Genomic DNA, 24,408 nt, shown 5'->3' with positions numbered 1-24,408 from the left:
CAATTCCGGCGATCTACCCATCGGCCTAGCTTGCCCTGTCATCGTTCATCGTCTATCGCCGATGAACGATGACAGAATGCGTTCCCTTACCAGACCATGCCGCCTCGGCACTGCCTGGCTGCATGCCGGACAGCCGCGCTGTCGCGGCGCGGTTCGCAGCACTTTCGCATCCGGCGCGGATCGAGATACTGAGGCATCTGTCGGCCAGCAATTCCTGCTGCTGCCGTGAGGTCGTCGACCGTTTCGCTCTGGCCCAGTCGACGATCTCCCAGCATCTGAAAATATTGGTCGAGGCGGGCCTCGTCCGGTTTGAGCCCGACCGTCAGCGATCGCGCTATGCGGTCGATCGCGCGGCACTTGCCGACGTATCGGCATCGCTGGGCGCGCTCATCAATTCCTGCTGCTCCGGCCGCTGACCCTCTCACCCAAAAGGCAAGAAAAGTGGCCGAAAAAACCGTCTCCGCCGACACCTCGACACTCACGACACTGCGCAATCTCTGGCCCTATATGTGGCCGGCCGACCGCGCCGATCTCAGGGCGCGGGTGACCTGGGCGACGCTGCTGCTGGTCGTCGCCAAGGTGACGCTGGTCGCCGGTCCCTATTTCTTCAAATGGGCGACCGATGCGCTGGCGGGCGGCTTCAAAACGCCACCGCCGCTGCCATCGTTCATGCTTGCCCCGGTGATGCTGGTCATTGCCTACAATGTGCTGAGGCTCGTCCAGCTCGGCTTCAACCAGCTGCGCGATGCGCTGTTTGCCCGGGTCGGCCAGCATGCGGTTCGCCAGCTTGCCTTCCGCACCTTCGTGCACATGCATCAGCTGTCGCTGCGCTTCCACCTGGAGCGCCGCACCGGCGGCCTGTCGCGCATCATCGAGCGCGGCACCAAGGGCATCGAGACGATCGTGCGCTTCATCATGCTCAACACCGCGCCGACGATCCTCGAATTCGCGCTGACCGCCGGCATATTCGGTTTCACCTATGGCTGGAAATATGTGGCCGTGGTGGCGGTCACCGTCTGCCTCTACGTCTGGTTCACGGTAAAGGCCAGCGACTGGCGCATCTCGATCCGCCGCGACATGAACGACAGCGACACCGACGCCAACACCAAGGCGATCGACTCGCTGCTTAACTTCGAGACGGTCAAGTATTTCACCAATGAGCGCATGGAGGCCGAGCGCTTCGACCGCTCGATGGCGCGTTACGAGATCGCCGCAACCAAGACATGGACCTCGCTCGGCTGGCTAAACTTCGGCCAGGGCTTCATCTTCGGCGTCGGCACGGTCGTCGTCATGTGCATGTCGGCGCTGGAGGTGCAGGCCGGCACCCAGAGCGTCGGCGATTTCGTTTTCATCAATGCCATGCTGGTACAGCTCTCCGTGCCTCTCAACTTTATCGGCTTCATCTATCGCGAAATCCGCCAGGGCCTCACCGACATCGAGCACATGTTCGACCTCCTCGACGTGCCGCAGGAGATCGTCGACAAGCCCAACGCCAAGCCGTTGGCCGTCAGCGCCGGCAAGGTCGAGTTCCGCGACGTCCACTTTTCCTATGATCCGAACCGCAAGATCCTGAAGGGCGTCTCCTTCGAGGTGCCGGCCGGCAAGACCGTTGCCATTGTCGGGCCGTCGGGCGCGGGCAAGTCGACCATCTCGCGGTTGCTGTTCCGCTTCTACGACGTGCAGGGTGGCCAGGTTCTGATCGACGGCCAGGACGTGAGGGATGTCACACAGGACAGCCTGCGCGCGGTGCTCGGCATGGTGCCGCAGGACACGGTGCTGTTCAACGACACCATCGCCTACAACATCCGCTACGGCCGTGTCGGCGCCGACGAGGAGGAGGTGCGCAAGGCCGCCGAACTCGCCCAGATCGGGCCGTTCATCGAGAAGCTGCCTGACGGCTATAAGTCGATGGTTGGCGAGCGCGGGCTGAAACTTTCCGGCGGCGAGAAGCAGCGCGTGGCGATCGCCCGCACCATCCTGAAGGCACCGCCGATCCTGATGCTCGACGAAGCGACCTCCGCACTGGACAGTCATACAGAACAGGAGATCCAGGCCGCGCTCGACCTCGTCAGCAAGGGCCGCACCACCATCGTCATCGCCCACCGCCTGTCGACGGTGATTGCCGCCGACGAGATCATCGTGCTGAAGGACGGCCAGATCGCCGAGCGCGGCACTCATGTCGAGCTGATGCGAAAGCACGGCCTCTATGCCTCGATGTGGGACCGCCAGCGCGAGGCGACCGAAGCCGAGGAGCGGCTGCGCATTGCCCGCGAAAGCGACGAACTGGGTGTCGTCGTACGCCGGCGCACATCGGAGATGTCGTAGCTCAAAAAAGCTCTTGACCTCAACTTAGGTTGAGATTGTAGACCGTCGCCCGAGAGCCGCAAAACAGCATCGTCGAGGACGGAATCAAATGGATATGAGCTTTACGGATCAGGATGTTAACGGCGGCAGCGTGTTCAGGGTCGACAAGTTCGTGGTGCCCGCCAATGCCCGCGATGAAATCCTCGCAAAGGTGAAGATGACGCATGAGTTGCTGCGTCTGCAGCAAGGCTTCGTCCAGGACTTTCTGCTCGAGCAATTCTCCGGACCGGGCGAATTCAACCTCGTCACCATCGTCGAATGGGAAAGCCAGGCTGCCGTCGACAATGTGGTACCGATCGTCAAGGCTGCGCACGAGCGCATAGCCTTCAACCCGCAGGAGACGATCGCCCGGCTCGGAGTGCGAGCTGATATCGCCAATTATCAGCGCGTGCCGGGACTCTAGCCAGGCCACCCCACACTCGGTGCCGGCGCTTCAATGCCGAGCACCTGGCCGGTGCGGGCCTCGCTTGTCATATGCTCGAAGCCGCGCCACTCGGCGGCGGTGATGAACAGCGTTTTCCGGTCCGCAGCGCCCAGCATGCAGGCAAAGCAGCCGCGATCGGCGGTGACGGTCTGCAAGACGTCACCGCCTTCGCGCACCCGCACGCAATGCTTGTTGGGAACGTCGGCATACCAGACCGCCCCGTCCGCATCGAGGCAGATGCCGTCGGGATATCCGTCGAGATCGGCCCAGGTGCGTCTGTTGGACAAGGAACCGTCGGCGGCAATGTCAAACGCGCTCAGCCGGTTGGCATGGGATTCGGCAATGATCAGCGTCTTGTTGTCCGGGGTCACCGCCATGCCGTTCGCAAAGGCGATAGTGTCCGCCACTTGCCTGACCGCGCCATCCGGTGTGACCAGCACGATGGTGCCGGGACCGAAATGCTGGCCGGCCGCCGGCGCCGGCCCGCCGCCATTGACGTAGATGTTGCCGCGCCCGTCGACGACGATCTCATTCCACGGGCTTTTCGACAGGCCGCGCAGGTCGGCGTGGATGACGAGCGAGCCATCGGCTTCCTGCCGCAACAGCAGGCCCTCGCGGCCTGAGACAACCAGCAGACGACCATCCGGCAGCCAGTCGATTGAGTAGGGCAGGACAGCCGGAATCGTGAGCATGATCTTGCGGCTGCCGCCGGCATCGACGGCGATGATCTCGCCGGTGCCCCAATTGCAGACCCACAGGCGTCCGTCATGCCAGCGTGGCGATTCCCCGAAGGCGAGACCTTCCATGACGATGTACGGTTTGTCGCCGGACGATATTCGCATGATCAGGAGCCTCCGTTGCGCGCGTCATCGGCCCTTGCGATGAAGCGCTTCCCACCAAGGACGGGCGAGATGAGAGTCTCCCGACAGCGGACCGCTGTATTTTCGCGCAGGAAGAACGCCGCATCGGTGTGACGTTGACGCCACAGGTGCCGGTCTGCGCAAGGGCGGCGTCGGCGCAGATAGGTTTTTCGGCCATTCTGGCTGCCTTGGCGCAGTCAAGGGATGGCTTTTGACGGCACGACAGGCATGCGACCCGGTATCCATTTCACGACACACGGAGCGCCCGGCTATCCGCGGTCACAGGCCCGCCCTTGCCCGTTCATCCGCGCCGGCGATTGTCGCGTTGCGGGCAGGGGGTGTTTCGGCTATTGAGGCCGGACCTGAAACAGGGACCGCCCCCAGCCCATGAGCCTTGTCGACACGGTCAAGAACGCGTTCGTACCGATCCATCGCGAAGGCTATCCCTTCATCGCGGCGTTTGGCGCGGCGACGCTGTTCCTCGGCTATTTCTCCTCGATCCTGTTCTGGATCGGCCTGATCCTGACCGCCTGGTGCGTCTATTTCTTCCGTGACCCCGAGCGCGTCACGCCTGTTGACGATCGCCTGGTGGTAAGCCCCGCCGATGGCATCGTCTCGGCGGTCGGGCCGGCCGTGCCACCGCGCGAGCTTGGCCTCGGCAATGTCGAGATGACCCGCATCTCCGTGTTCATGAACGTCTTTTCCTGTCACGTGAACCGCTCTCCGGTGCGCGGCCGCATCGCCAGAATCGAACACCGGCCGGGAAAATTCCTCAATGCCGAGCTGGACAAGGCGAGCACGGAAAACGAGCGCAACGGCCTCGTCATCGAGAGCCCCAACGGCACGGTGGCGGCAGTCCAGATCGCCGGCCTGGTGGCGCGCCGCATTGTCTGCTGGACCGAGGCCGGCGCTTCGATCGGCACCGGCGAGCGTTTCGGCCTAATCCGCTTCGGCTCGCGCGTCGACGTGTTCCTGCCCTTGACCGCCACGCCGCGCGTCGCCGTTGGCCAGACGGCGGTCGGCGGCGAAACCGTGCTCGCCGAATTCGGCGGTGTCGCCGGCACGCCCCTCGTGCGGATTTCCTGACGGTGGGCACGCAATATAAAAAATTCGAGGCCCATGCCAGCGGCGGTCCGCGCATCCGCGAGATCCCCATGCGCATGGTGCTGCCCAATCTGGTCACCGTGCTTGCCATCTGCGCCGGCCTGTCCGGCATCCGCTTCGGCTTCGAGGGGCGTTTCGAGCCGGCGGTGGTGATGGTGCTGCTGGCCGCTTTTCTCGACGGCATTGACGGCCGCCTGGCGCGGATGCTGAAGGCGACCTCCAAATTCGGCGCGCAGATGGATTCCCTGGCCGACATCGTCAATTTCGGCGTTGCGCCGGCACTGGTGCTCTATGCCTTCCTGCTCGACCGCGCCGGCTCGCCAGGCTGGATCGCGGCACTGCTGTTTGCGATCGCTTGCGGGCTGCGGCTGGCGCGTTTCAACGTGCTCGACGACGAGAAGGCCGACCGCCCGATATGGCAGACCGAATATTTCGTCGGTGTGCCGGCGCCGGCAGGCGCCGTTCTGGTGATGCTGCCGCTCTATCTCTATTTCCTGCGGCTTGGGGTGGAGCCCAGCCGGCCGGCCGCCTTCGTCGCCACCGGCTTCACCATCCTGGTGGCCTTCCTGCTGGTCAGCCGCTTGCCAGTCTATTCAGGCAAGAGCATCAAGATCCCCGGCGACAGGGTGCTGCCGGTCATCCTCGCCGTCGTCCTCTACATTCTCTTGCTGATGACCTATCCCTGGTACACGCTGACGGCATCGGTCGCGGGCTACCTGATCTTTCTCCCATTCAGCGTGCGCGCCTACTCCAAGCGGGCCAAGCTGGAAGGCGAGAAAGTGCCGCCTTCGGACATAGGTTAGAAAGTCGGCCGAAGTCCTTGATCCGACTCAGGCCGCCACGCCAAGCCCGAGCCGGTCGATCGCCAGCTTTCTCGTCGACACATAGTCGGTCTTGCCGGAACCGAGCACCGGGATCTCCTCGACCTTGACGATGTCGTTAGGCACCATCAGTTCGGCCGCTCCGGCCTTTTTGCCGAACTGACGCAACTCCTCGGCGCTGGCATCGTCGGCGGTGGTGACCAGCACGATGCGCTCGCCCCGCCTCTTGTCCGGCACCGCCACCGCCGCATGGCGTTCTTCCGGCCAAAGCGACTGCACCAGCATCTCGACCGCACCCAGCGACACCATCTCGCCAGCGATCTTGGCGAAGCGCTTGGCGCGGCCGCGAATGCTGATGAAGCCTTCGCGGTCGACGGCGACGATATCGCCCGTGTCGTGCCAGCCGGTCAGCGGCTGGAGCTCGCCGGGGCGGTCCGCGGTCATGTAGCCCATCATCATGTTCGGCCCGTCGAGCCACAACTGGCCGGCATCGTTGATGCCTTCGACTGGCTCCAGTTTCATGCGAATGGCCGGCAGAAGCCGGCCGACCGTGCCGTCGCGGCCGTGGATCGCGGTGTTGACGGCAACCACGGGCGCCGCCTCGGTCAGTCCGAAGCCCTCGATGATCTCGGCCTGGAAGCGTTCGCGATAAACGCGGCGGGTATCCGGCTTCACCGCCTCGGCGCCGGCGACGACGAAGCGCAGACTGGAGAAATCCCCGTCCTTGGCGGTGCGCGCATAGTTGGCGAGGAACGTGTCGGTGCCGAACATGATGGTCGGTTTCACCTTGCGCGCGATCTCGGGGATGAGCTTGTAGTGGAGAGGCGAGGGATAGAGGAACAGCTTTACCCCGGTGACCAGTGGCAGGATGGTGCCGCCCGTCAGGCCGAACGAATGGAACACCGGCAACACGTTGAGCAGGATGTCCGCCGGCGAAATGGTGATCCGCGCCTCGGCCTGCATGGCATTGGCGAGGAGATTCTTTTGCGACAGAACAACGGCCTTCGGCGTGCCTTCGGAGCCCGAGGTGAACAGGATCACGCCGGGCTTTGCCGCGTCCTGTCGCTGCAGCGGCAGGCGCCACAGCAAGGCGGCTGCAAGCTTGTCCAGCGTGGTGACGCTTTCGCGTACATCTTCCAGCCACAGCAGCCTGGCGCCGCCCTTCTCGACCGCGGCGACGATATCGGCGAGATCGGCCTTCTCGACGAAGGCACGCGAAGAGACAACGGTGCGGATGACGGCGGTGCGGACAGCCGCGGTGACGCTTGCCGGCCCGGCCGTGTAGTTGATCATCGCCGCCACACGGCCCGCCGAGAGCAGGCCGACGAGCGACAGCACGACGCCGTTGGCGTTGGGCAGCATTACCCCCACAGCTTCGCCCGGCGCCGTCACCGCCTCGAAGCGCCTGCCCAGCACCCGCGCGCCGATGAACATCTTGCGGTAGCTCAGCGCCCCGGAAATGACGTCCTCGATGATCGGATGCGAAGCGCCGATCCTGGTTGCGGCGTCGCGCATGGCAAGGAACAGGCCGCGGTCGAGGTCGGTGCCAAAAAGCCGGGCCTCCGCGACGCGGTCGAACAGCGCATTGGTGTTGGAAGCCTGGTCCGGATTGCGCGCCACCAGTTCGGCGATCGTCATCGGCTCCAGGACACTGATCGACAGCCGTGGAAACCAGTGACGCGGTGCCTTGTCCGCCGACGTCAGCGACACCGGCAGGTTGCGGGCGCCGGCGACGAAGATCGGCACGATGCGGGCGTCGGCCTGCATGGCGATGCGGGTGACGGCGCGGAACAGCCGAAACGTCTTGACGTCGGGCTCGACCGCGTCCGGCAGATAGACGGCCAGCCGGCCCTTGCCCTTCAGCACGCGCACCAGCCGGCGGCTGACGAAGACATGTTCGGCGTTGAAGGCAATGGTGCGGCCGAGTTCGCGCCACGGTTCGAGCCAAGGCGAACGCGCCGAGACCTCGTCGAGTATATGCAGCGTGTCGTCGGGCAGCAGCGACAGCATCAGCGCCGGCTCGAAGCGCGACTGGTGCGAGATGACATAGATGACCGGCACCTGCGCCTTGCGAGCGATCTTAATGCGATTGTCGCTGATCCGGTAGGCGAGCTTGAACGGTGCGTAGAGCAGCGCTTGGGTGAAGCGCAGGCCGAGGCGGAATTTTTCCACCACGCCGATCAGCAACCAGGCCACAACCAGACCCGCAAGCAGCGCCAGTGTCAGGATCATGCCGCGTCTCTCCCAACGATTTTGTCATTGCGGCTCTTGTGCGGCCGCTTCGGGGGCAGAGCCTAGCGGAAGTCGAGGCAAGGTCAATGCGGAAGGGGCGCCCTCACGCCGCGTTCAGCCGCCCGCTGATGAAACGGAACTCCTGCGTCTTGCCGCCGTAGCCATAGGCCGCTGCCGGAACCTCATGGACGAAAGCATAGCTCTCCTGGTGCACGCCGCCTAGCAGGCGGCCAAGGGCATCGAAGATCGCCTTGAGATAGGCCTCCAGTTCGAGCTTTGTGTTGGTGCCGTCGACCACCTTGATGTCGAGCCAGAATGTGTTGGTGCCGTGCTCGGCGAGCGACTTGCCGCCGGCGAACCAGTGCTGCGGATCGAGATAGGACACGGCAACTGCGGTGATCGTCGGATCCTTGCGCAGATGCGTGGCGGTGATCTCGGTTATTTCCCTGGCGATGCTGGCCGACAGGGTGGCGTCGGGCTTGCCGGTGACGCTGACATTGATGATGGGCATTCTTCTCTCCTTGGTTTTTAGCGGCGTGGGCGCCGTTGAAGACCATGCCATCATCTTTTGATCGAAAAAACTGAATTGTTTTCAAATGACGATTCGATAATATCGAATTATGGAAACGCTTGATCCCGACCTGCTCAGAACCTTCCTTGCTTTCGTCGACAGCGGTTCGCTGGCGCAGGCGGCGGCCAATGTCGGCCGCTCACCCTCGGCGGTGACGGCGCAGATGCAGCGCTTGGAAGAGATCGTTGGTGAGCCGGTTCTGGCGCCGCAGGGCAGGCGGCGCGGCCTGACGCCGGCAGGCGAGGATCTTGTCGGGCACGCCAGGCGTATTCTTGCTGTGCATCGCGAGGCCTGGCTGGCGCTGAAGGGCGCACGCGCTGCCGGGCGCGTCGCCATCGGCACGACGCAGGATTTCGCCGATAGCGGCCTGCCGGACCTGCTGCGTGCCTTCGCCTCCAGCCATCCCCGCGTCAGGATCGAATTGCGTGTCGGCCGCTCCGCCGAACTGGGGCAGGCGTTACAAGCTGGCAGCCTCGATCTGGCGATCGTCATGCGCCAGGCTGCCGTGCCGGACGAGGTCGGCGTGCTGCGCGAGCCGATGATATGGCTGTGTTCGAACAAGGGCCTGGCCTCGCGGCAGGAAGAATTGCCGCTGGCGCTGCTCGACCCCTATTGCGGATTTCGCGAGGCGGCGCTCGCCGCCCTCGACGCGGCCGGCCGCCGCTATCGCATCGCTGCCGGCAGCGCCAGCCTGGCCGGGCTGCGCACTGCGGTAAATGCCGGTGTTGCGCTGACCTTGCGAACCCCGCGCTTTGCCCATTCCGGCATTGTCGAAGCGCCCCGCGAACTTGGCTTGCCGCCGGTTCCGATGGCTGATTTCGCGATCCGGCTGCGCGCCGGTGCCGATGCGCCCGCGGGCGATCTGGCGACGCTGCTCGGCGGTAGCCTCGCTTTGTCCGGACCGCTTGGTTGATTGGCGAGGCGCGAAGTTCCGTCGCCGGTCTTTTGGCATGGAAAGCCGACTTGCGGTCGACCCGTCTGTTGCAAAGCAAAAGCTGTCGCAAAGAAAAAGCCGACCTTGCGGTCGGCTTGGAGTAGGACGGGCCGAGGGGTTTGGGGGGACTTGGGGGGTGGCCCGTCACACTAATAATGTCCGGGCACGGTGATGGTTCCGTGACTTCCGAAATTTTTTAAGAAATATTTGAAGACGCCTGTCGCGAGCGTGCCTTCAGCCAGTCGCGGCCGGCATGGGCAAAGACGGCGCCGAGCACGATGGCACCGCCGACGATGCTGGCCATCGGCGGGATTTCGGCCAGGAACAGAAATGCAAATAGGATCGCGAACGGCACTTCCGCCGAACCGAGCAGGCCCGATTCAGGCGCCGGGATCAGCCGCGAGCCTTCCGTCCACAGAATGGAAGCCAGTGCGAAGGACGCGCCGAAGGTGGCAAGCAGGATAGCGTCCCTTGATGAGACCGCCAGGGGATCGGTGACGAACCATCCGAGTATGAACAGCAGGAAGGCCGAAACCGCGCCGGCCCACACCACGGGCGTGTCACGGAACGCGCGAACCATGATCATGTACAGCGCGCTGCCGGCCGTCATCAGCAGCGCCAGCCCGTCGCCGAACAAATTGCCGGTGGCAAAACCCGACCACACCATGATGGCGACCCCGCACAGCGACACCGCCGCCGCCACCATCGTCTGCAGCCGGAAAGGCTCGCGCACCAGCATCCTGGCCAGTACGGCAGCAATGAAGGGCGACGTCGCGTAGATGACCGCGACATTGGCGACGAAAGTGAACTTGAAAGCGGAAATGAAGGCGATGCTGGCCAGTGCGCCTTCGATGGCCAGCAGCCAGCCGCGCCAGCCAAGCCGCAGCGGTTCACGGTTGCCGGCACGGCGGCGGCGCCATAATACGTAGAGGCTGATCAGGATCGCGCCGACAAAGCCGCGCCAGCAGGTGATCGTCAGCGGATCGGCATGGATCGACTTGGTCAGAACGCCGGTCAGCCCGAATACCGCTGCCGAGGATGATACCAGCAGGATACCCAGCGTGCGTTCGGTGGTTTCCGCGGTGGCCGTGATCTCAGTCATGCCGGCAGCCTACCTTGCCTCGCCCTGACATCGTCGTGTCGGGAGTAATGGCCATCCACGTCAAAGCCGCTTGCGGAAATGTTCGCCGCCGACGATCAGCAGGCCGGCGGCGACTATAAGCGCGGCACCCAGGAACACTTCGCGGCGCGGCACGTCGCCCCAGATCGCGAAGCCGAGCGCGAACGCCCACAACAGCGAGGTGTACTCGAGCGGCGCCAGGATCGATGCCGGCGTACGCTTCATGCCCTCGAAGAGAAGATATTGCGCCAAGCCGCCGAGCGCACCGACGCTGGCAAGAAGCAGCAATTGTGCCGGGTCCGGCGTATGCCACCACGACAGCGCCGGCACCGCCGAAAAAACCAGGAAATAGAAATTGTTGAGGAGGAGCTGGATCGTCGAGCGCTCGGCAAGCGCCGTCTTGCGCAGAAGCACGATGGCGATGCCCCAAAGGCAGGCCGCCGTCAGTACCAGCAACACGGGCACGGACAGGCCAAGATGGGCGGGATCGCAGGCGACAAAGACGCCGGCAAAGCCGATCAGAACCGCCAGCCAGCGCAGAACGGGCACCTTTTCGCCGAGCAGGACCACCGATAGCACGGTGACGATGATCGGAGCCGCGTAATAGACGGTGGTCAGTTCGGCGAGTTGCAGGCTGCGGGCGGCATTGTAGTAACAGAGCCAGGCGGCGAGCGTGAAGGCGCTGCGCACCAGCATCGGCCGCACGATCGGCGAGCGCACCGTATCGGCGAACAGCGGCCGCCCGCCGATCACCGCGCAGGCGCCAAGAATGGTGATGCTGCGGAAGAACATGATCTGCCAGACGGTCATGCCGGTGACCAGCAGTTTGATCGAGGCGTCCTGCGTCGAAAACAGCAAATAGGCGGCGCCCGTCAGCAGGATTCCGGCGAAGACCCTTTCGCGTGTATCGAGAATGGCGATATCGGCCATAAGGCGTGCGCCTGCTTGAGTGAAGGCGGCCCCAGCCCCTGTCGGCTCCGCACCAGCCAGCTATACGGGCGAAATCCCGCACGGCGCTGCTCCAGGACCGCGCTTGCTTTTGGGGCAGGCGGCAGTGGCGCGAAATGCAAGCTTGTCCCGGATGCGGCTTCTGGCGCGGCAGGGTCGATTGGTTTAGCATCATCTTATAAAGCCGGAGACGAAGGCAGGCGCGCAGAACGCCGAGGGACGGACATCGAATTGGCGCTCAGCTCATGCCAGATGTAGCTTGTGCGGGCGCGGCGTACGGGCCGCTTCTGCCAGAGCGGATATTGCGGGGAGAAGGCCGATGCAGAAACTGCAGTCGCAAGGCGTCCATCACATCACGCTGGTCGGTGCCGGTCGCCAGACCTCGATCGATTTCTGGGAAGGTGTGCTGGGCATGCCTTTCATCTTCGAACAGCCCAACCTCGACAAGCCGAGCGAAAGCCATCTTTATTTCGATCCGGGCGACGGCCGGCTGATCACCATCTTCACCGACGAGACCCGCACGGCCGTGCAGCGCCGAACCCCGACCGACCCGGGCTGCGTGCATCACATCGCCTTTTCGGTGTCCCGCGTCACTTTCCTGCAGGCGGTCGCCCGGCTCGACGAGCGCGCCGTCAAGCACAGTGGCATCAAGGATCGCGGTTTCATGGATTCAATCTATTTCGAGGATCCGCTTGGCCTTCTGATCGAGCTTGCCTCTTATCGTTTCGAGCCGCCTGCAGGCTTCACCCATGCCGATGTGCTGATGGAGGCGCATAAGCTTCGCGTCACGCGTGGCGACTACAACATCGCCGAGGTGCATCTGGCTGATGCGATCCAGACGCTGGTGGAACACGCGCGCGCGACATTGTCGGCGGACCGGGCGCCCAAAAATCCATACTGAAGGCTGAACAGGCAAGGGAGGAACACGTGGCAAAGGCAGTGGCGAAAAGCGCAGGGAAACCGGCCGCCAAACCAGCGGCAAAAGTGGCAGCAAAAGCTGCGACCAAGACGGCGCCAAAGGCCGCCGGCAAGACCGCGGCCAAGGCTAAGGCGAAACCGGCAAGGAAATCGGCGCTGACCATCAGCATGCTGAAGCCGAGCGTCAACAACATGACCGTTCGCGTCTTTGCCCGCGCCGCCGGGCTCGACCATGCGGAGACCGATGCGTGGGGGCACACGCGCTCGCCCGAATACATGGCGCGTAATCCGGCCCACCTGACGCCGATGATCGAGGACAAGGGCCTGCCGCGCGGCGTGCTGTGGGAGAGCTGCGCCATCATGCAATATCTTTCCAACAAGCATGGGCTGGAGAAATTCTACCCGAAGGCGCCAGCCAAGCGGGCGATGATAGACAGCGCTATGTTCTATCTGATCGGCACGCTCTATCCCTATGTCGCGCGCGCCACCTATCCGGCGCTCGGCTTCCCGCAATATGCCGGCGAGGTCGGTCACAGCGACGCCCACCCGGACAGGAAATCGGAGGCGCAGAAGGCCGCGGTCGCCGCCATTGCCGAGCCTCTCGAGGTCTTCCACTCCTTCTTCCGCGACGGCAAGCCGTTCATCGGCGGCAAGAACCCGTCGATCGCCGACATCCGTCTTGCGGCGACGCTCGAATTCCTCGCCGTCATCGACTACGCCCTGCCCAAATGGGCGAAGGAATACATGGCTGCGATGGAGAAGAAGCTCGGCAAGGCCTATGCTGGTCCGGCCGGCGACGTGCGCGGCTACATCGCCCATGTGAGGTCGCAGGCCAAGGCGTGAGTCCAACCAGTCGATGGGGCGATGAGCTGCGGAAGCGGCCACGGGATTGATCTCACCGGCGACGTCGCGTTCCCCGCCAGCTTGAAGTTGGCGGGGCTTGCTTTAGTCTGGGCGCGGATGCAGTCGATTTTTTCTCTCGACCGGCTTGAACGCTGGAGTGGTGGCGTGGCCGCCGCGGCCTTGGCGGCAACGCCCGAAGACTTGTCGGCCCGCTTCAGCGCGGCGGCGAGGGTGCTGCTTGGCTCGGATCGTGTCTATGTTGGCTTCTATCGTCGCGACATAACATCCCTGACCATCGACGATGCCGGACCCGATCGCTGGAACCGGGACTATGATGCGCGCGTCTATCGCCAGGATCCGTTCTTCCAGAGGTTCGCCAGCACCAGACAGGATTTCCTGCTGCCGTTGTCGGCTCTCAGCCAAGGCGATTTCCAGCGCACGCCGTATTACCGCGAATTCTACGGGCCCTCCGGCAGCTTCGATGAAATAACCGGCGTGTTCAACCTCGACGGACTGACCGCCGGCTATGTAACCTTTCTTCGCCGGGAAGGCGCACCGCGTTTTGGCGAGCATGATCTGGCCGTGGCCGGCGCGGCGAGCAGCGCGACAAAGCTCATTCTGCAAAGGCTGCTTCATTTGTGCCGTCTTCGCGACAAGGGTTCCGCAATCGAAGCCGCGGGGTCGCAACTCAGCGCCCGGGAAAGGCAGATCGCGCGGCTCCTGGTCGGGGGCGGCAGCGCCAAGACGATTTCGCGAAACCTGTCGATTTCACCCGGCACCGTGCGCAACCACATCAAGCAGGTCTACCGCAAGCTCGGTGTGCACTCCCAGGTCGAGCTGTTGGCCATAGGCTGGAAGGCCTCGCCCAACTGATGGTTCGCCATCTTCACTGTCCCGTCACGACGCGTGTCCACATGCGGTTTTGCAGCCGCAGCAGCTTTGCGTCGTTGTTTTCGACCACGAACAGCTTGGCCTTTACATCGTCAGATGGGAAAACGCCGGGATCCTTTGCGACGGCCTGATCCATCAGTGGCAGGGATTCCGGGATCGCATTGGCATAGGAAACATAACTGGAATTGGCCGCTGCGATATCGGGCCGCAAGTTGAAATCGATCCAGGCCTGGGCATTCTCCGGATGCGGCGCATCCTTCGGCACGGCCATCGTATCGAAGTTTATCAGCGTGCCTTCCCTTGGAATGGAATATGCAATCTCCAGCTTCTTCGCGGATTCCGCCGCACGGGTCTTGGCCTGCAATATGTCGCCCGACCAGCCCAGCACGACACAGATGTCGCCATTCGCCAGGTCGTTGATGTATTTCGACGAGTGGAAGTAACGGATATAGGGACGCACCTTGCCCATCAGCTCTTCGACCTTGGCGAGGTCGTCCGGACTGGTCGACCTGGGATCGATGTGGAGATAGTTCATAGCCATAGGAATGATCTCCGCCGGAGCATCGATCATGGCGACGCCGCAATCGGAGAATTTCTTGACGACGTCGACGTCGAAGACCATGGCGAAGGAACCTGTCGGCGCATCCGGCATCCGTTGCTTGACGGCAGCGACATTGTAGCCGATCCCGTCTGTGACGGCCATATAAGGCACGGCGTACAGGTTCTGCGGATCCGCGCCCGCGATCAGCGACAAGGCTTGCGGATCGATTTTCGAGTGGTTTGAAAGCTTCGATCTGTCGAGCCGCAGGAAAGCGCCTGCCTTCACCTGGTTCTTCAGGAACGGAAAGGCCGAGGGATAGACCACGTCATATCCCGAGCCGCCGGTGAGCAGTTTCGTCTCAAGGACCTCGTTGCCGTCATAGACATCGTAGCGGACCTTGATGCCCGTCTCCTTCTCGAATTTCTCAGCCGTGTCCGGGGCGATGTAGTCGGACCAGTTGTAGACGTTGACCACCTTCTCATCGTCCGCCCGGGCGACGCCGAAACTGATGCCGCAGGCAAGCGCGGCGGTCAGGATTGGGAAGAGCAGAGCGCGCATGGGTATCTCCTTTTGCCTGGCGGGCCGACGCGGCGCACCGTTCTGATTTCACTTCGGCACGCTTGCCGCTCAATGCCGGTGGGGCGCATAAACGGGTAACGTGATACAGGCGACACTGCCGCCTCCGAGCAGAATTTCGCGGGAGTTCTCGATGCCGACGAGCTTGTGATCGGGAAACAGCGTGGCCAGCTGTTGCTTTGCCTTCCCGTCGAGATCGCTGCCGAATTCCGGCACGACCACGACGCTGTTGCCCGGATAATAGTTGATGTAACTCGCCGCGATCCGGTTGCCGGTCGGCCGTGCCCAGGTCGAATCGACCCGGTCCACGCTCTCGCTTTCTTCCATCGTCATCTCGATCGGCAGGGGATGGTGCAGCCGATGAACCTCCAGGCGACGGCCACGCGCGTCGCGGGCCGAGCGCAGCACCTCTTCGGCTTCGCGTACGATCTCATATTGCGGATCGTCCCGCTCGTCGGTCCAGCTCAGCGCCACGACGCCCGGACGAACGAAGCAGCAGAGGTCGTCGACATGGCCATCCGTCTCGTCGAAAGCAAAACCGCGCGGCAGCCAGATGATTTTGTCGACGCTGAGATAGTCGCCAAGCTGTTGTTCCACCTTCGCCTTTCCGAGATGGGCATTACGGTTGCGATTGAGCAGGCACTGCTCGGTTGTGATGAGCGTGCCTTGGCCGTCGCATTGCAGCCCGCCGCCCTCGGCGATCAGCGGTGCGCGATAACGGTCCATCCTCTCGATCTCGAGGACCTTTTGCGCCACGAGGTCGTCGAGATCCCAAGGCGAGTAGAGGCCGCCGTCGAAACCGCCATAAGCGTTGAAGATCCAATCGACGCCGCGCACTTCGCCTCGATCATTGACGACGAAATTGGGGCCACTGTCGCGCAGCCAGGAATCATTGGTGGACATTTCCACGACGCGCACATGGCTGGGCAATCGCGCTCTTGCGTTCTGCCACTGGCGGCTGGACGCCGCCACCGTCACCGGCTCGCTTTGCGCGATCGCCGCAGCGACATTGGCGAACAGCCTCTGCGCGGGCTTGGCGCCCAGCCGCCAGGTGTCCGGCCGTTCTGGCCAGATCAGCCAACAGCCCGATTTGGGCTCGAATTCGCCAGGGGCGCGAAACCCATCCTGCCTCGGTGTGGTCGAGAGCGTATGTGACATTGTGGGACCACCGGGAAATGGAATGACGAAACCTCGCCCGATCAGACGGTTTTGGGACCTTGTCCGTCAATGTCCCATTTGGGACAGCTTGATCACTGCACCGGCCACCGGTCCTGCATCGGCGCCGGGCCTTGGTTGCCCGGAGACTCGATGTCCCGTTGTCTACTGGGTTGCCTGGTAAACCTCTGAAGCGGCCTGCTTCAGCGCGCGCCGTCCGTCCGGTTCGAGATACATCATGTGCCCACCTTCAACGACGTCGAGGCGGATCTGCCTGGCGCCGGCGAGCGACGGGATCTGGCTGACCAGATAACGCGACGCCAGATAGGGAGTGACGAGATCGGTGTAGCCGTTGACGATGACGACGCCCAGCGCGGGATTCAAGGACCGCGCCCGTTGCAGGTCATCCATCACGCCGGCATAGCCCTGGCGCGAGGCGCTCGTCCCATAGTCCCAGTTGTGGCTGATATCGCCGTTCAGCAAGCGGTAGCTGACATCCGTGCGAAAGTTCAGCTCGTCGCGCGCGTAAGCGACAAAGGCCGAGGTCAGCGCCGGCACGCTACGGTCCAGCACCGGATCGGGGCCAGCGATACGGGCGCTCTGGGGAGCGATGTCCGCCGTCGCGATCATGCCGTCATAGGGGCTGAGCACCTTACCCATGGCCCGGCCAAACTCCCTTGCGAAGAGCGAGGTCGGGACGCGGGCGAAGTTGCGGTGAACGAGGTCGAGCGGCAGGCCGGTGATCTCGGCCACGCGGTCGCCCGCCAGCCGTCCGCCTTGCTCCAGCCCACTGGTGAGCGCACTGAGGTACTCGCCAAGTGCATAATGTTCGACCTCGGCGAGCTTTTTCCGCAATGTGTCGCCGTTGACACCTTCACTGCGCAGGCGAACCGCGGCGAGGGAGGGTAGTTCGAGAGCCCAATGCAGCGGCTCGAATTCGTCGGGCTGCACCAGGGTGAATTCCAGCGCCGGCGAGATCAGCACGATGCCGCTCGGGCTGATGCCGACATCTTCCTGCAGCGTCCTGGCAAGCAGTGCCGCGCGGAACCCGCCATAGCTCTCACCGGCGAGGAACAGCGGAGATCCCATGCGGCTGTTTTGGGCGAGATAGAGCCTGATGAAGGCGCCGATCGAACTGGCATCCTGGCTGACGCCCCAGAAGTCGTGCGTATCCTGGCCGGGCGCCTCGCGGCTGTAGCCGGTTCCCACCGGGTCGACGAAGACGAGGTCGGTCATGTCGAGCCAACTGTCGGGATTGTCGATGAGCTTTTGCGGCGAGGGGAGGAATTCCCCGCCGGCTCCGGTCGCCACGACGCGCGGTCCGAGCGCGCCGAGATGCAGATAGGCTGAAGCGGCGCCCGGGCCGCCGTTGAACACGAAGGTGATTGGCCGCGGTGCTTCCGTCGCCACGCTCTCCCGCGGCTTCAGCGTATAGGCAACATAGAAGATCTCCGCCGTGATCTCGCCCTTGCCGGAGAGCAGCGGAAGCGTGCCGGCCTTTGCCTGATACCGCAGGCTGCGTCCGCCAATGGTGATGGAATGGTCGGTGATCTCAGGTGACGGCAGCAGTGAAAGCACGCCGCCCGCGGGTGCCGGCCGCTCCGGCGTTTCGGCCAGGAGAGGCTGCGCGAAACCGGCAAGCATGAAGAGGACAAGGGAGACGAGTTTCAGCTTGGAACGCATGAGACCTCCGCGGAAAAGACTCCCGCATAGCTATGGCCGAGGCGAATGAAGTCAAAGGGAACAGACGATGGCGCGCCCACTGCTGTTCCGCCGAAACCAGTTCCTGACAGCTTGGGTCGTCATGTTTGGATTGCCTCACACGTCTCGCAGGACCATGCTATCAAGGCAGAAAGCCTGTCGGAGGAACGAAAATGGACGCAACCGAGCTGAAGGCCATGCAGGCGCCGCTGAAGCAGGCCTACCGCGACGACGCCACGCAAGCACTGATCACTCTAAGGGCAAAGGGCTCGATCGACGACCAGTCGGTGGCCTGCAAGGTGGAGACGGGCAGGGCGTTGGCAATCGCCGGCCTTCATCCGGCAACAGGCGGCTCGGGGCTCGAACTGTGCTCCGGCGACATGCTGCTCGAGGCGCTGGTGGCGTGCGCCGGGGTGACGCTGAAGGCGGTCGCGACGGCGCTCGAATTCAAGCTCGGCGCCGCTACCGTTGAAGCCGAAGGCGATCTTGATTTTCGCGGCACGCTTGGTGTCGCCAAGGATGCGCCGGTCGGCTTTCGCGCCATTCGGCTCAATTTCAATCTCGACACGGCGGAGCCTCCGGAGCGCATTGATTCGCTGCTGAACCTGACCGAGCGCTATTGCGTCGTGTTCCAGACCATCAAACAAAAGCCGGAACTGACGGTGAGCGCGCGGTGATGAATCGCAAGGCCCGCGGCAGCGGTCGCGGGCCTTGCGATATCTGATGCTTACTGAGCTGCCGGCTCTTCGGCGTCGCCTTCGTCGGTGAAGGGCGAGGCGCTCGGCACGCACTGCACGGACCAGCCGGCGGGTGTCGGCTGCTTCTGATACTCGGTGATGGCGGCGGTGCACTGTTCGCGCTTGTCGAAGGTGCTGGGCAGCACGACCATGCCGCCCTGCGGGCCGGCGATTACCAGATACCAGACCAATGCTGCGGTCGTAGCCATGGAGTTTTCCTTGTTCTGCCCAGATCGGGCTCTCGTTGCGGGATTCGCTCGATCCTAACAACTCCTCGGAAATGACGAAAGCATGACCGCCCAGCGGCTTCTCCCCTCAGATCACAGCCGCGTGATGATCCGTCGGGTTCCTAGCTGCGGTATTGCCCTCCGCCGTGGTTCAGTCGGTCGCAAAGCAATAGAACAGGCCGTCGCCGCCTGTGCCTTTCAGCGCCTCCTGGCTGCAGCCGCCACGCGAGGCATGCGAAGAATTCCACGACTTCGCCGCCGCCGAATCGTCGAGACCGGTGCGGTCGTGATGGCCCATCATCGCCGCCCCTTCGGATCCGCTCATCGTCCAGTCGCCGCAGGTCTGGTCGGCGATCCTGGTGCCGTCGGGCTTGGAGCCGGTCAGCATGTCGTGTCGGTTGGGCGTATCGCCGCGGCCGTTGACCGTCTCACCCTTCTCGTTCAGCGCGGTTTGCTTGGTGATGCCGTTGGCGTCGCTGTGCAGCGAGGCGACATCATCGGCGATCTTGGCGCCCTTGGCGTTGAACCAGGGACCCTTGCCGATGCGATCGCGCGCATCCTCCGCGCTGGTCGAGAGATATGCGTGCCAGGTCTTGCCGGTGACGCCGGCGGCTTCCGCCAGCGACGCGCAATGGGCATCCGCGCCCTTCAGGCCGCCGAGATCGCCCCCCTTGCCGGAGCCGACGCTGGTGACGAAGAAACTCATCTTGGTATCTTGGGAAACGGCCACGCCCACCGTAGCTCCAAGAGCGGCGGCAAGGGCGGTGGCGGCAACGATGGCGAGTCTTGGCATGTCGGTCCTCCGGTTTCGAATGTCCTACGTCAGAAGAACGTAGCCGAAGGCTGTTTTAATCCATTTCGAACCGGCTTTTATTCCGGTTGTCGGTAGGCGACGAAGCGGTTGTGCTTGGCCTGAAAGATCAGGCCGGTCTCTTTGAGATCCGGGCTGGCCAGCGGCACGATGCGTTTGGCGATCTCGGAGGGGTGCGGCAATGTCTCGGGATCCTCACCGGGCACGGCTTGTGCGCGCATCGCGGTGCGGGTGGCGCCGGGGTCGGCTGCATTGACGCGCAGCGGCAGATTTTGCGTCTCATGCGCCCAGGAGCGCATCATGGTCTCCACCGCCGCCTTCGATGCCGCGTAAGGCGCCCAGAAGGCGCGCGCCGAATGCGCCGCGTTGGACGACAGGATAATCGCCCGGCCGGCATCCGAAAGCCGCAGCAGCGGGTCGACCGAGCGGATCAGCCGCCAGGTCGAGGTGACGTTGATGGTCATCACCTTTTCGAAGGTCTTGGCCTCGACATGGCCGATCGGCGAGATGACGCCAAGCACGCCGGCATTGGCGACGAGGATGTCGAGCTTGCCCCAGCGCTCGTGGATGGCGCCGCCCAGCCGGTCGATACCGGCCATGTCGGCGAGATCGAGCGGCACCAATGTCGCCTGGCCGCCGGCCGCCTTGATCTGGTCGTCGAGTTCTTCCAGCCCGCCGACGGTGCGGGCAACCGCGATGACATGCGCGCCCGCCGCAGCCAATTCCCTGGCGATGAAATAGCCGATGCCGCGCGAGGCGCCGGTGACGACCGCGACGCGGCCGGTAAGGTCGAGGGTCATGCGATGGCTTCCGGAACTCTGGCTAAGGCTGATGAGGATCCGCCAATTCTACGACCCGCTTGTCGCCAGCAGCGACAGCGTGCGCACATTGTCGTGGCCTTCGAAGTCGAGCAGGCGGGTCGGGTACTGGCCGGTGAAGCATGCATCGCAGAACTGCGGCTGCTCGTCGTCGCGGCTGGCCTCGCCGACGGCGCGGTAGAGACCGTTGATACTGAGGAAACCGAGCGAATCGACCCGGATGAACTCGGCCATCTCTTCCACCGACATGCGCGAAGCCAGCAGCTTCGACTTCTCCGGCGTGTCGACGCCATAGAAGCACGATGCGCTGGTCGGCGGCGAGGCGATGCGCATGTGCACTTCCTTGGCGCCGGCATCGCGCACCATCTGCACGATCTTCTGGCTGGTGGTGCCGCGCACGATGCTGTCGTCGACCAGCACCACGCGCTTGCCCTCGATCATGCGGCGATTGGCGTTGTGCTTGAGCTTGACGCCCATATGGCGGATCGAATCGCCAGGCTGGATGAAGGTGCGGCCGACATAGTGGTTGCGGATGATGCCGAGTTCGAAGGGAATGCCCGCCGCCTGGCTGAAGCCGATTGCCGCCGGCGTGCCGGAATCCGGCACCGGTACGACGATATCGGCGTCGACCGGATTTTCCTGCGCCAGTTCCGCGCCGATGCGCTTGCGTACCTCATAGACGTTACGGCCCTCGACCGAGGAGTCGGGTCGGGCGAAATAGACATATTCGAAGATGCAGAAGCGGGTCTTCTGCGGTTCGAACGGGAACAGGCTCTCAATGCCCTTGGAGGTGACGACGACCATCTCGCCGGGCTTCAGGTCGCGCACGAAACGCGCGCCGATGATGTCGAGCGCACAGGTCTCGGAGGCCAGGATCCAGGCGCCGTCGAGATCGCCCAGCACCAGCGGGCGGATGCCGAGCGGATCGCGGCAGCCGATCATCTTCTTGGCCGTCATCGCCACCAGCGAGAAGGCGCCCTCGACCTGGCGCACCGCGTCGATGAAGCGCGAATTGAGGTCGCGCTCCTTGCTGGTCGCGACCAGATGCAAAAGCGTCTCGGTGTCGGAGGTGGAGGAGAAGATCGCGCCTTGCTTCTGCAGCGCGCGCTGCACCGTCATGGCGTTGGTGAGGTTGCCGTTATGGGCGACGGCAAAGCCGCCATCGGCCAATTCGGCGAAGAAGGGCTGGATGTTGCGCATGCCGGCGCCGCCGGTGGTCGCGTAGCGCGTGTGGCCGATGGCGCGGTTACCTTGCAGGCTGTCGATGACGCGCTGCTTGGTGAAGGTGTCGCCGATCAGGCCGACATGGCGTTCGACATGGAACTGGGTGCCGTCATAGGAGACGATGCCGGCCGCTTCCTGACCTCGATGCTGCAGCGCATGCAGACCGAGTGTGACGATGGCCGCCGCGTCCTGCCGGCCAAAGATGCCGAACACGCCGCACTCGTCATGGAAATGATCGTCAGCCTCGGCGGAAAGCACGTCGTCTGCGTCTGCCATCTTAAGCTCCGCTAAAATCGCCATATAAGGCGGTCGCGCGTCGAAAGCAACGCACCGCGTGCGGTCGTCTACATGGATCGATCGCCAGACGCCCCGTTCGGACCTCAGTTCGCCGGCGCTGGCGCCGGCTTGGGGGTGTTGTCGGCAGGACCGGCGTCGTTGTCGTCGGGCGCCGGCGCATTGGCGTCGTCGCCACCGGCTGGTGCATCCGCCGCCGGTGCGTCGGGCGCGACGGGCGTCTCGGTGGCCGGCTGATTCGGATTGAGCTTCTTGAGGATGGCGTTTTCCGGGTCCTCTGGAAGCAGGCTCTCGAGCTTGGCGCCGATCTGTTCAAGCAGCGGCCGCGACTTGGCTTCCGTGACCCAGGCCGGGGCCTTGGCGCCGGCCAGCCAGTTGAAGAACAGCAGCGCGACAGCGACGACCAGGACGCCGCGCGCGGCGCCATAAAGGAAGCCGAGCGTGCGGTCGAGGGCGCCGATGCGCGAATCGATGATCCAGTCGGCAAGCTTCATGGTGATGACCGAGACGACGATCAGCGCGATGATGAAGACCACGCCTGCGGCCGCCGCCATGGCGATCTTCTCATTGTCGATATAGGGCTTCAGGTAGGGCAGGACCGGTTTGTAGAAGAAGAAGGCCGCCGCCGCCGCCGCCGCCCAGGAGACGACCGAAAGCACCTCGCGCGAAAAGCCGCGAACCATGGCGAGCATCGCCGAGACCAGGGTGAAGCCGACGAGAATTCCGTCAAGCAGCGTAATCGGCATGTCTTTGGCCCCACTCCGATCTCTTGTTCACGACTCGACGAGCCGCGTCATTCTTCATCGTCGGCACGGCCGCGCCGTGAGCCGGCTATGCGCGCCACGAGGTCGGCAAGCTCGGTGGGCTGGAAAGCGCCGGCCCCAATCCCCCCAGCAAGTTCCTCGCTGCCCAAGGGCAGAACCGCGCTACCAAAACCCAGTTTTTCGGCTTCCTTGAGACGCTGCTGCGCATGCGCAACCGGCCTCACCGCGCCCGAAAGGCTGATTTCGCCGAAATAGACGCAATCGGCGGGGAGGGCAAGACCAGTGAGCGAGGAAACCAGTGCGGCTGCGACCGCGAGATCGGCCGCCGGCTCGCTGATGCGGTAGCCGCCGGCGACGTTGAGGTAAACGTCATGCTGCCCGAAACGCACACCGCAATGCGCCTCCAGCACTGCCAGGATCATCGACAGCCGCGCGCCGTCCCAGCCGACCACCGCCCGGCGCGGCGTGCCGAGCGAGGAGGCCGCGACCAGCGCCTGGATTTCGACCAGAACCGGCCTGGTGCCTTCCATGCCGGCGAAAACCGCTGCTCCCGGCGATTTCGCGTGCCGTTCGCCAAGGAAAAGCTCGGATGGATTGGAGACCTCGCGCAGACCTTTGTCCGACATTTCGAAGACGCCGATCTCGTCGGTCGGTCCGAAGCGGTTCTTCACCGTGCGCAGGATGCGGAAGTGGTGGCCGCCTTCGCCCTCGAAATAGAGCACGCCATCGACCATGTGCTCGACCACGCGCGGACCGGCGATCTGGCCTTCCTTGGTGACATGGCCGACCAGCACGATCGCGGCACCCGTGGATTTCGCGTAGCGGATCATCGCCTGCGCGGCGGCGCGCACTTGTGTGACGGTGCCCGGCGCCGAATCGGCAAGGTCGGTCCACAGCGTCTGGATCGAATCGAGGATGACCAGATCGGGCCGCTTGCCGTCGGCGATCGTGGCAAGGATATCCTCGACATTGGTTTCGGCCGCGAGTTCCACCGGCGCCGAGGCGACGCCGAGCCTCTGCGCACGCAGCCTTATCTGGGCAACTGCCTCTTCGCCCGAGACATAGACGATGCGATGGCCCTTGGAGGCAAGTGCGGCCGCGGCCTGGGTGAGCAGCGTCGATTTGCCGATACCGGGATCGCCGCCGACCAGAAGTGCAGAGCCCCGAACGAAACCGCCACCGGTGGCGCGGTCGAGTTCGCCGATACCTGAGATGATGCGCGGCGCGTCCTCGATATCGCCTGACAGTGTGGTCAGCACCACCGCGCGGCCCTTGCGGGCGTTGCGCGTGTTGGCAGGACCCGAGCCGATGCCGCCAGATGTGCCTTCCTCGACCAGCGTGTTCCACTCGCCGCAGGCATCGCATTTGCCGGCCCAGCGCTGATGCACCGAACCGCAATTCTGGCAGATGAACTGGACGCGGGATTTGACCACGCTTTACCTTCCCGCCCTCTGGCGGGCGCCGCGCGCGACAGCCAATCTCCCCCCGTGCGGGCGGGACGTCCGGCATGACAGAGGGGGGCGCCGCAGA

24 protein-coding genes are annotated in these 24,408 nt (G+C 63.9%); 10 read left to right on the top strand and 14 right to left on the bottom strand.

All coding sequences use genetic code 11. The features are described from left to right. The first annotated feature begins 68 nt into the window (after positions 1 to 68). From LB516_RS05460 to LB516_RS05450, 3 genes are all read left to right on the top strand, one after another. A complete protein-coding gene (locus LB516_RS05460; protein WP_015318537.1) occupies positions 69 to 416 on the top strand; it encodes an ArsR/SmtB family transcription factor in 348 nt (115 codons plus the stop codon). Between the two features lie 25 nt (positions 417 to 441). Further along, positions 442 to 2,325 carry an ABCB family ABC transporter ATP-binding protein/permease gene (locus LB516_RS05455; RefSeq protein WP_140618450.1) on the top strand — a complete coding sequence of 628 codons (1,884 nt, stop codon included), beginning with the start codon at positions 442 to 444 and terminating at the stop codon, positions 2,323 to 2,325. A gap of 94 nt (positions 2,326 to 2,419) precedes the next feature. After that, positions 2,420 to 2,767: an antibiotic biosynthesis monooxygenase gene (locus LB516_RS05450; protein WP_140618448.1), complete on the top strand. Its 348-nt coding sequence runs from the start codon at positions 2,420 to 2,422 to the stop codon at positions 2,765 to 2,767. On the opposite strand, the gene LB516_RS05445 is transcribed toward LB516_RS05450, so the two are convergent. Further along, positions 2,764 to 3,630, bottom strand: a complete 867-nt coding sequence (locus LB516_RS05445) for an SMP-30/gluconolactonase/LRE family protein (RefSeq protein ID WP_224719080.1) — start codon at positions 3,628 to 3,630, stop codon at positions 2,764 to 2,766. The genes LB516_RS05450 and LB516_RS05445 overlap by 4 nt on opposite strands. A 405-nt stretch (positions 3,631 to 4,035) precedes the next feature. On the opposite strand from LB516_RS05445, the gene LB516_RS05440 reads away from it, so the two are divergent. Together LB516_RS05440 and LB516_RS05435 are read left to right on the top strand one after the other, a co-directional pair. Then, positions 4,036 to 4,734: a phosphatidylserine decarboxylase gene (locus tag LB516_RS05440; RefSeq protein WP_015318533.1), complete on the top strand. Its 699-nt coding sequence runs from the start codon at positions 4,036 to 4,038 to the stop codon at positions 4,732 to 4,734. A gap of 2 nt (positions 4,735 to 4,736) precedes the next feature. After that, positions 4,737 to 5,555: a CDP-alcohol phosphatidyltransferase family protein gene (locus tag LB516_RS05435; RefSeq protein ID WP_015318532.1), complete on the top strand. Its 819-nt coding sequence runs from the start codon at positions 4,737 to 4,739 to the stop codon at positions 5,553 to 5,555. A 27-nt stretch (positions 5,556 to 5,582) separates the two neighbouring features. On the opposite strand, the gene LB516_RS05430 is transcribed toward LB516_RS05435, so the two are convergent. After that, positions 5,583 to 7,805, bottom strand: coding sequence for an AMP-binding protein (locus LB516_RS05430; protein ID WP_224719079.1), 2,223 nt, complete (start codon positions 7,803 to 7,805; stop codon positions 5,583 to 5,585). Between the two features lie 103 nt (positions 7,806 to 7,908). Further along, positions 7,909 to 8,316, bottom strand: a complete 408-nt coding sequence (locus LB516_RS05425) for a tautomerase family protein (RefSeq protein ID WP_015318530.1) — start codon at positions 8,314 to 8,316, stop codon at positions 7,909 to 7,911. Positions 8,317 to 8,425: 109 nt separating this feature from the next. Here LB516_RS05425 and LB516_RS05420 point away from each other — a divergent pair, with 109 nt between their 5' ends. Next, positions 8,426 to 9,289: a LysR substrate-binding domain-containing protein gene (locus LB516_RS05420; protein ID WP_140718274.1), complete on the top strand. Its 864-nt coding sequence runs from the start codon at positions 8,426 to 8,428 to the stop codon at positions 9,287 to 9,289. Between the two features lie 217 nt (positions 9,290 to 9,506). Here LB516_RS05420 and LB516_RS05415 read toward each other — a convergent pair whose 3' ends face one another. Beyond that, entirely contained in the window at positions 9,507 to 10,412 is a 906-nt protein-coding gene (locus tag LB516_RS05415; protein WP_224719078.1) for a DMT family transporter, read from the bottom strand. A 60-nt stretch (positions 10,413 to 10,472) separates the two neighbouring features. Beyond that, entirely contained in the window at positions 10,473 to 11,360 is an 888-nt protein-coding gene (locus LB516_RS05410; protein WP_140617238.1) for a DMT family transporter, read from the bottom strand. 337 nt (positions 11,361 to 11,697) lie between these two features. Here LB516_RS05410 and LB516_RS05405 point away from each other — a divergent pair, with 337 nt between their 5' ends. The 3 genes from LB516_RS05405 to LB516_RS05395 all read left to right on the top strand — a co-directional run bounded on the left by LB516_RS05405 (position 11,698) and on the right by LB516_RS05395 (position 14,012). Then, entirely contained in the window at positions 11,698 to 12,279 is a 582-nt protein-coding gene (locus tag LB516_RS05405; protein ID WP_224719077.1) for a VOC family protein, read from the top strand. A 26-nt stretch (positions 12,280 to 12,305) separates the two neighbouring features. After that, positions 12,306 to 13,139 (top strand): glutathione S-transferase family protein, encoded by an 834-nt coding sequence (locus LB516_RS05400; protein WP_224719076.1) that lies wholly within the window; start codon positions 12,306 to 12,308, stop codon positions 13,137 to 13,139. Positions 13,140 to 13,304: 165 nt separating this feature from the next. After that, positions 13,305 to 14,012 carry a response regulator transcription factor gene (locus tag LB516_RS05395; RefSeq protein ID WP_224719075.1) on the top strand — a complete coding sequence of 236 codons (708 nt, stop codon included), beginning with the start codon at positions 13,305 to 13,307 and terminating at the stop codon, positions 14,010 to 14,012. Positions 14,013 to 14,025: 13 nt separating this feature from the next. Here LB516_RS05395 and LB516_RS05390 read toward each other — a convergent pair whose 3' ends face one another. The 3 genes from LB516_RS05390 to LB516_RS05380 form a co-directional block, all read right to left on the bottom strand. Beyond that, positions 14,026 to 15,129 carry a polyamine ABC transporter substrate-binding protein gene (locus LB516_RS05390; protein WP_140726384.1) on the bottom strand — a complete coding sequence of 368 codons (1,104 nt, stop codon included), beginning with the start codon at positions 15,127 to 15,129 and terminating at the stop codon, positions 14,026 to 14,028. Between the two features lie 69 nt (positions 15,130 to 15,198). After that, positions 15,199 to 16,305 (bottom strand): agmatine deiminase, encoded by a 1,107-nt coding sequence (aguA, locus tag LB516_RS05385; RefSeq protein WP_224719074.1) that lies wholly within the window; start codon positions 16,303 to 16,305, stop codon positions 15,199 to 15,201. A gap of 162 nt (positions 16,306 to 16,467) precedes the next feature. Continuing rightward, positions 16,468 to 17,985, bottom strand: a complete 1,518-nt coding sequence (locus LB516_RS05380; RefSeq protein WP_224719073.1) for a S10 family peptidase — start codon at positions 17,983 to 17,985, stop codon at positions 16,468 to 16,470. Between the two features lie 191 nt (positions 17,986 to 18,176). Between LB516_RS05380 and LB516_RS05375 the strand changes: the two genes are divergently transcribed. After that, positions 18,177 to 18,680: an OsmC family protein gene (locus LB516_RS05375; RefSeq protein ID WP_224719072.1), complete on the top strand. Its 504-nt coding sequence runs from the start codon at positions 18,177 to 18,179 to the stop codon at positions 18,678 to 18,680. Between the two features lie 50 nt (positions 18,681 to 18,730). Here LB516_RS05375 and LB516_RS05370 read toward each other — a convergent pair whose 3' ends face one another. The 6 genes from LB516_RS05370 to radA all read right to left on the bottom strand — a co-directional run bounded on the left by LB516_RS05370 (position 18,731) and on the right by radA (position 24,311). Next, the gene (locus tag LB516_RS05370; RefSeq protein WP_015318519.1) at positions 18,731 to 18,949 is read right to left on the bottom strand and encodes a hypothetical protein; all 219 of its coding nucleotides are present in this window, start codon (positions 18,947 to 18,949) and stop codon (positions 18,731 to 18,733) included. A 169-nt stretch (positions 18,950 to 19,118) separates the two neighbouring features. After that, positions 19,119 to 19,760 (bottom strand): hypothetical protein, encoded by a 642-nt coding sequence (locus LB516_RS05365; protein WP_140726375.1) that lies wholly within the window; start codon positions 19,758 to 19,760, stop codon positions 19,119 to 19,121. Between the two features lie 77 nt (positions 19,761 to 19,837). Continuing rightward, positions 19,838 to 20,578, bottom strand: coding sequence for an SDR family NAD(P)-dependent oxidoreductase (locus tag LB516_RS05360; RefSeq protein ID WP_140726372.1), 741 nt, complete (start codon positions 20,576 to 20,578; stop codon positions 19,838 to 19,840). A 48-nt stretch (positions 20,579 to 20,626) separates the two neighbouring features. Next, on the bottom strand, positions 20,627 to 22,096 hold the full coding sequence (purF, locus tag LB516_RS05355) for an amidophosphoribosyltransferase (protein WP_015318516.1): 1,470 nt from the start codon (positions 22,094 to 22,096) through the stop codon (positions 20,627 to 20,629). A gap of 104 nt (positions 22,097 to 22,200) precedes the next feature. Further along, positions 22,201 to 22,860 (bottom strand): CvpA family protein, encoded by a 660-nt coding sequence (locus LB516_RS05350; protein ID WP_224719071.1) that lies wholly within the window; start codon positions 22,858 to 22,860, stop codon positions 22,201 to 22,203. 47 nt (positions 22,861 to 22,907) lie between these two features. Next, the gene (radA, locus tag LB516_RS05345; RefSeq protein ID WP_023773385.1) at positions 22,908 to 24,311 is read right to left on the bottom strand and encodes a DNA repair protein RadA; all 1,404 of its coding nucleotides are present in this window, start codon (positions 24,309 to 24,311) and stop codon (positions 22,908 to 22,910) included. Positions 24,312 to 24,408: the final 97 nt, after the last annotated feature.

It is taken from the genome of Mesorhizobium sp. CO1-1-7, assembly GCF_020164885.1.
Classification (GTDB): Bacteria; Pseudomonadota; Alphaproteobacteria; order Rhizobiales; family Rhizobiaceae; genus Mesorhizobium; species Mesorhizobium australicum.
The sequence above is the reverse complement of the archived record's forward strand: the minus strand, read 5'-3'. Positions and strand labels throughout refer to the sequence as shown.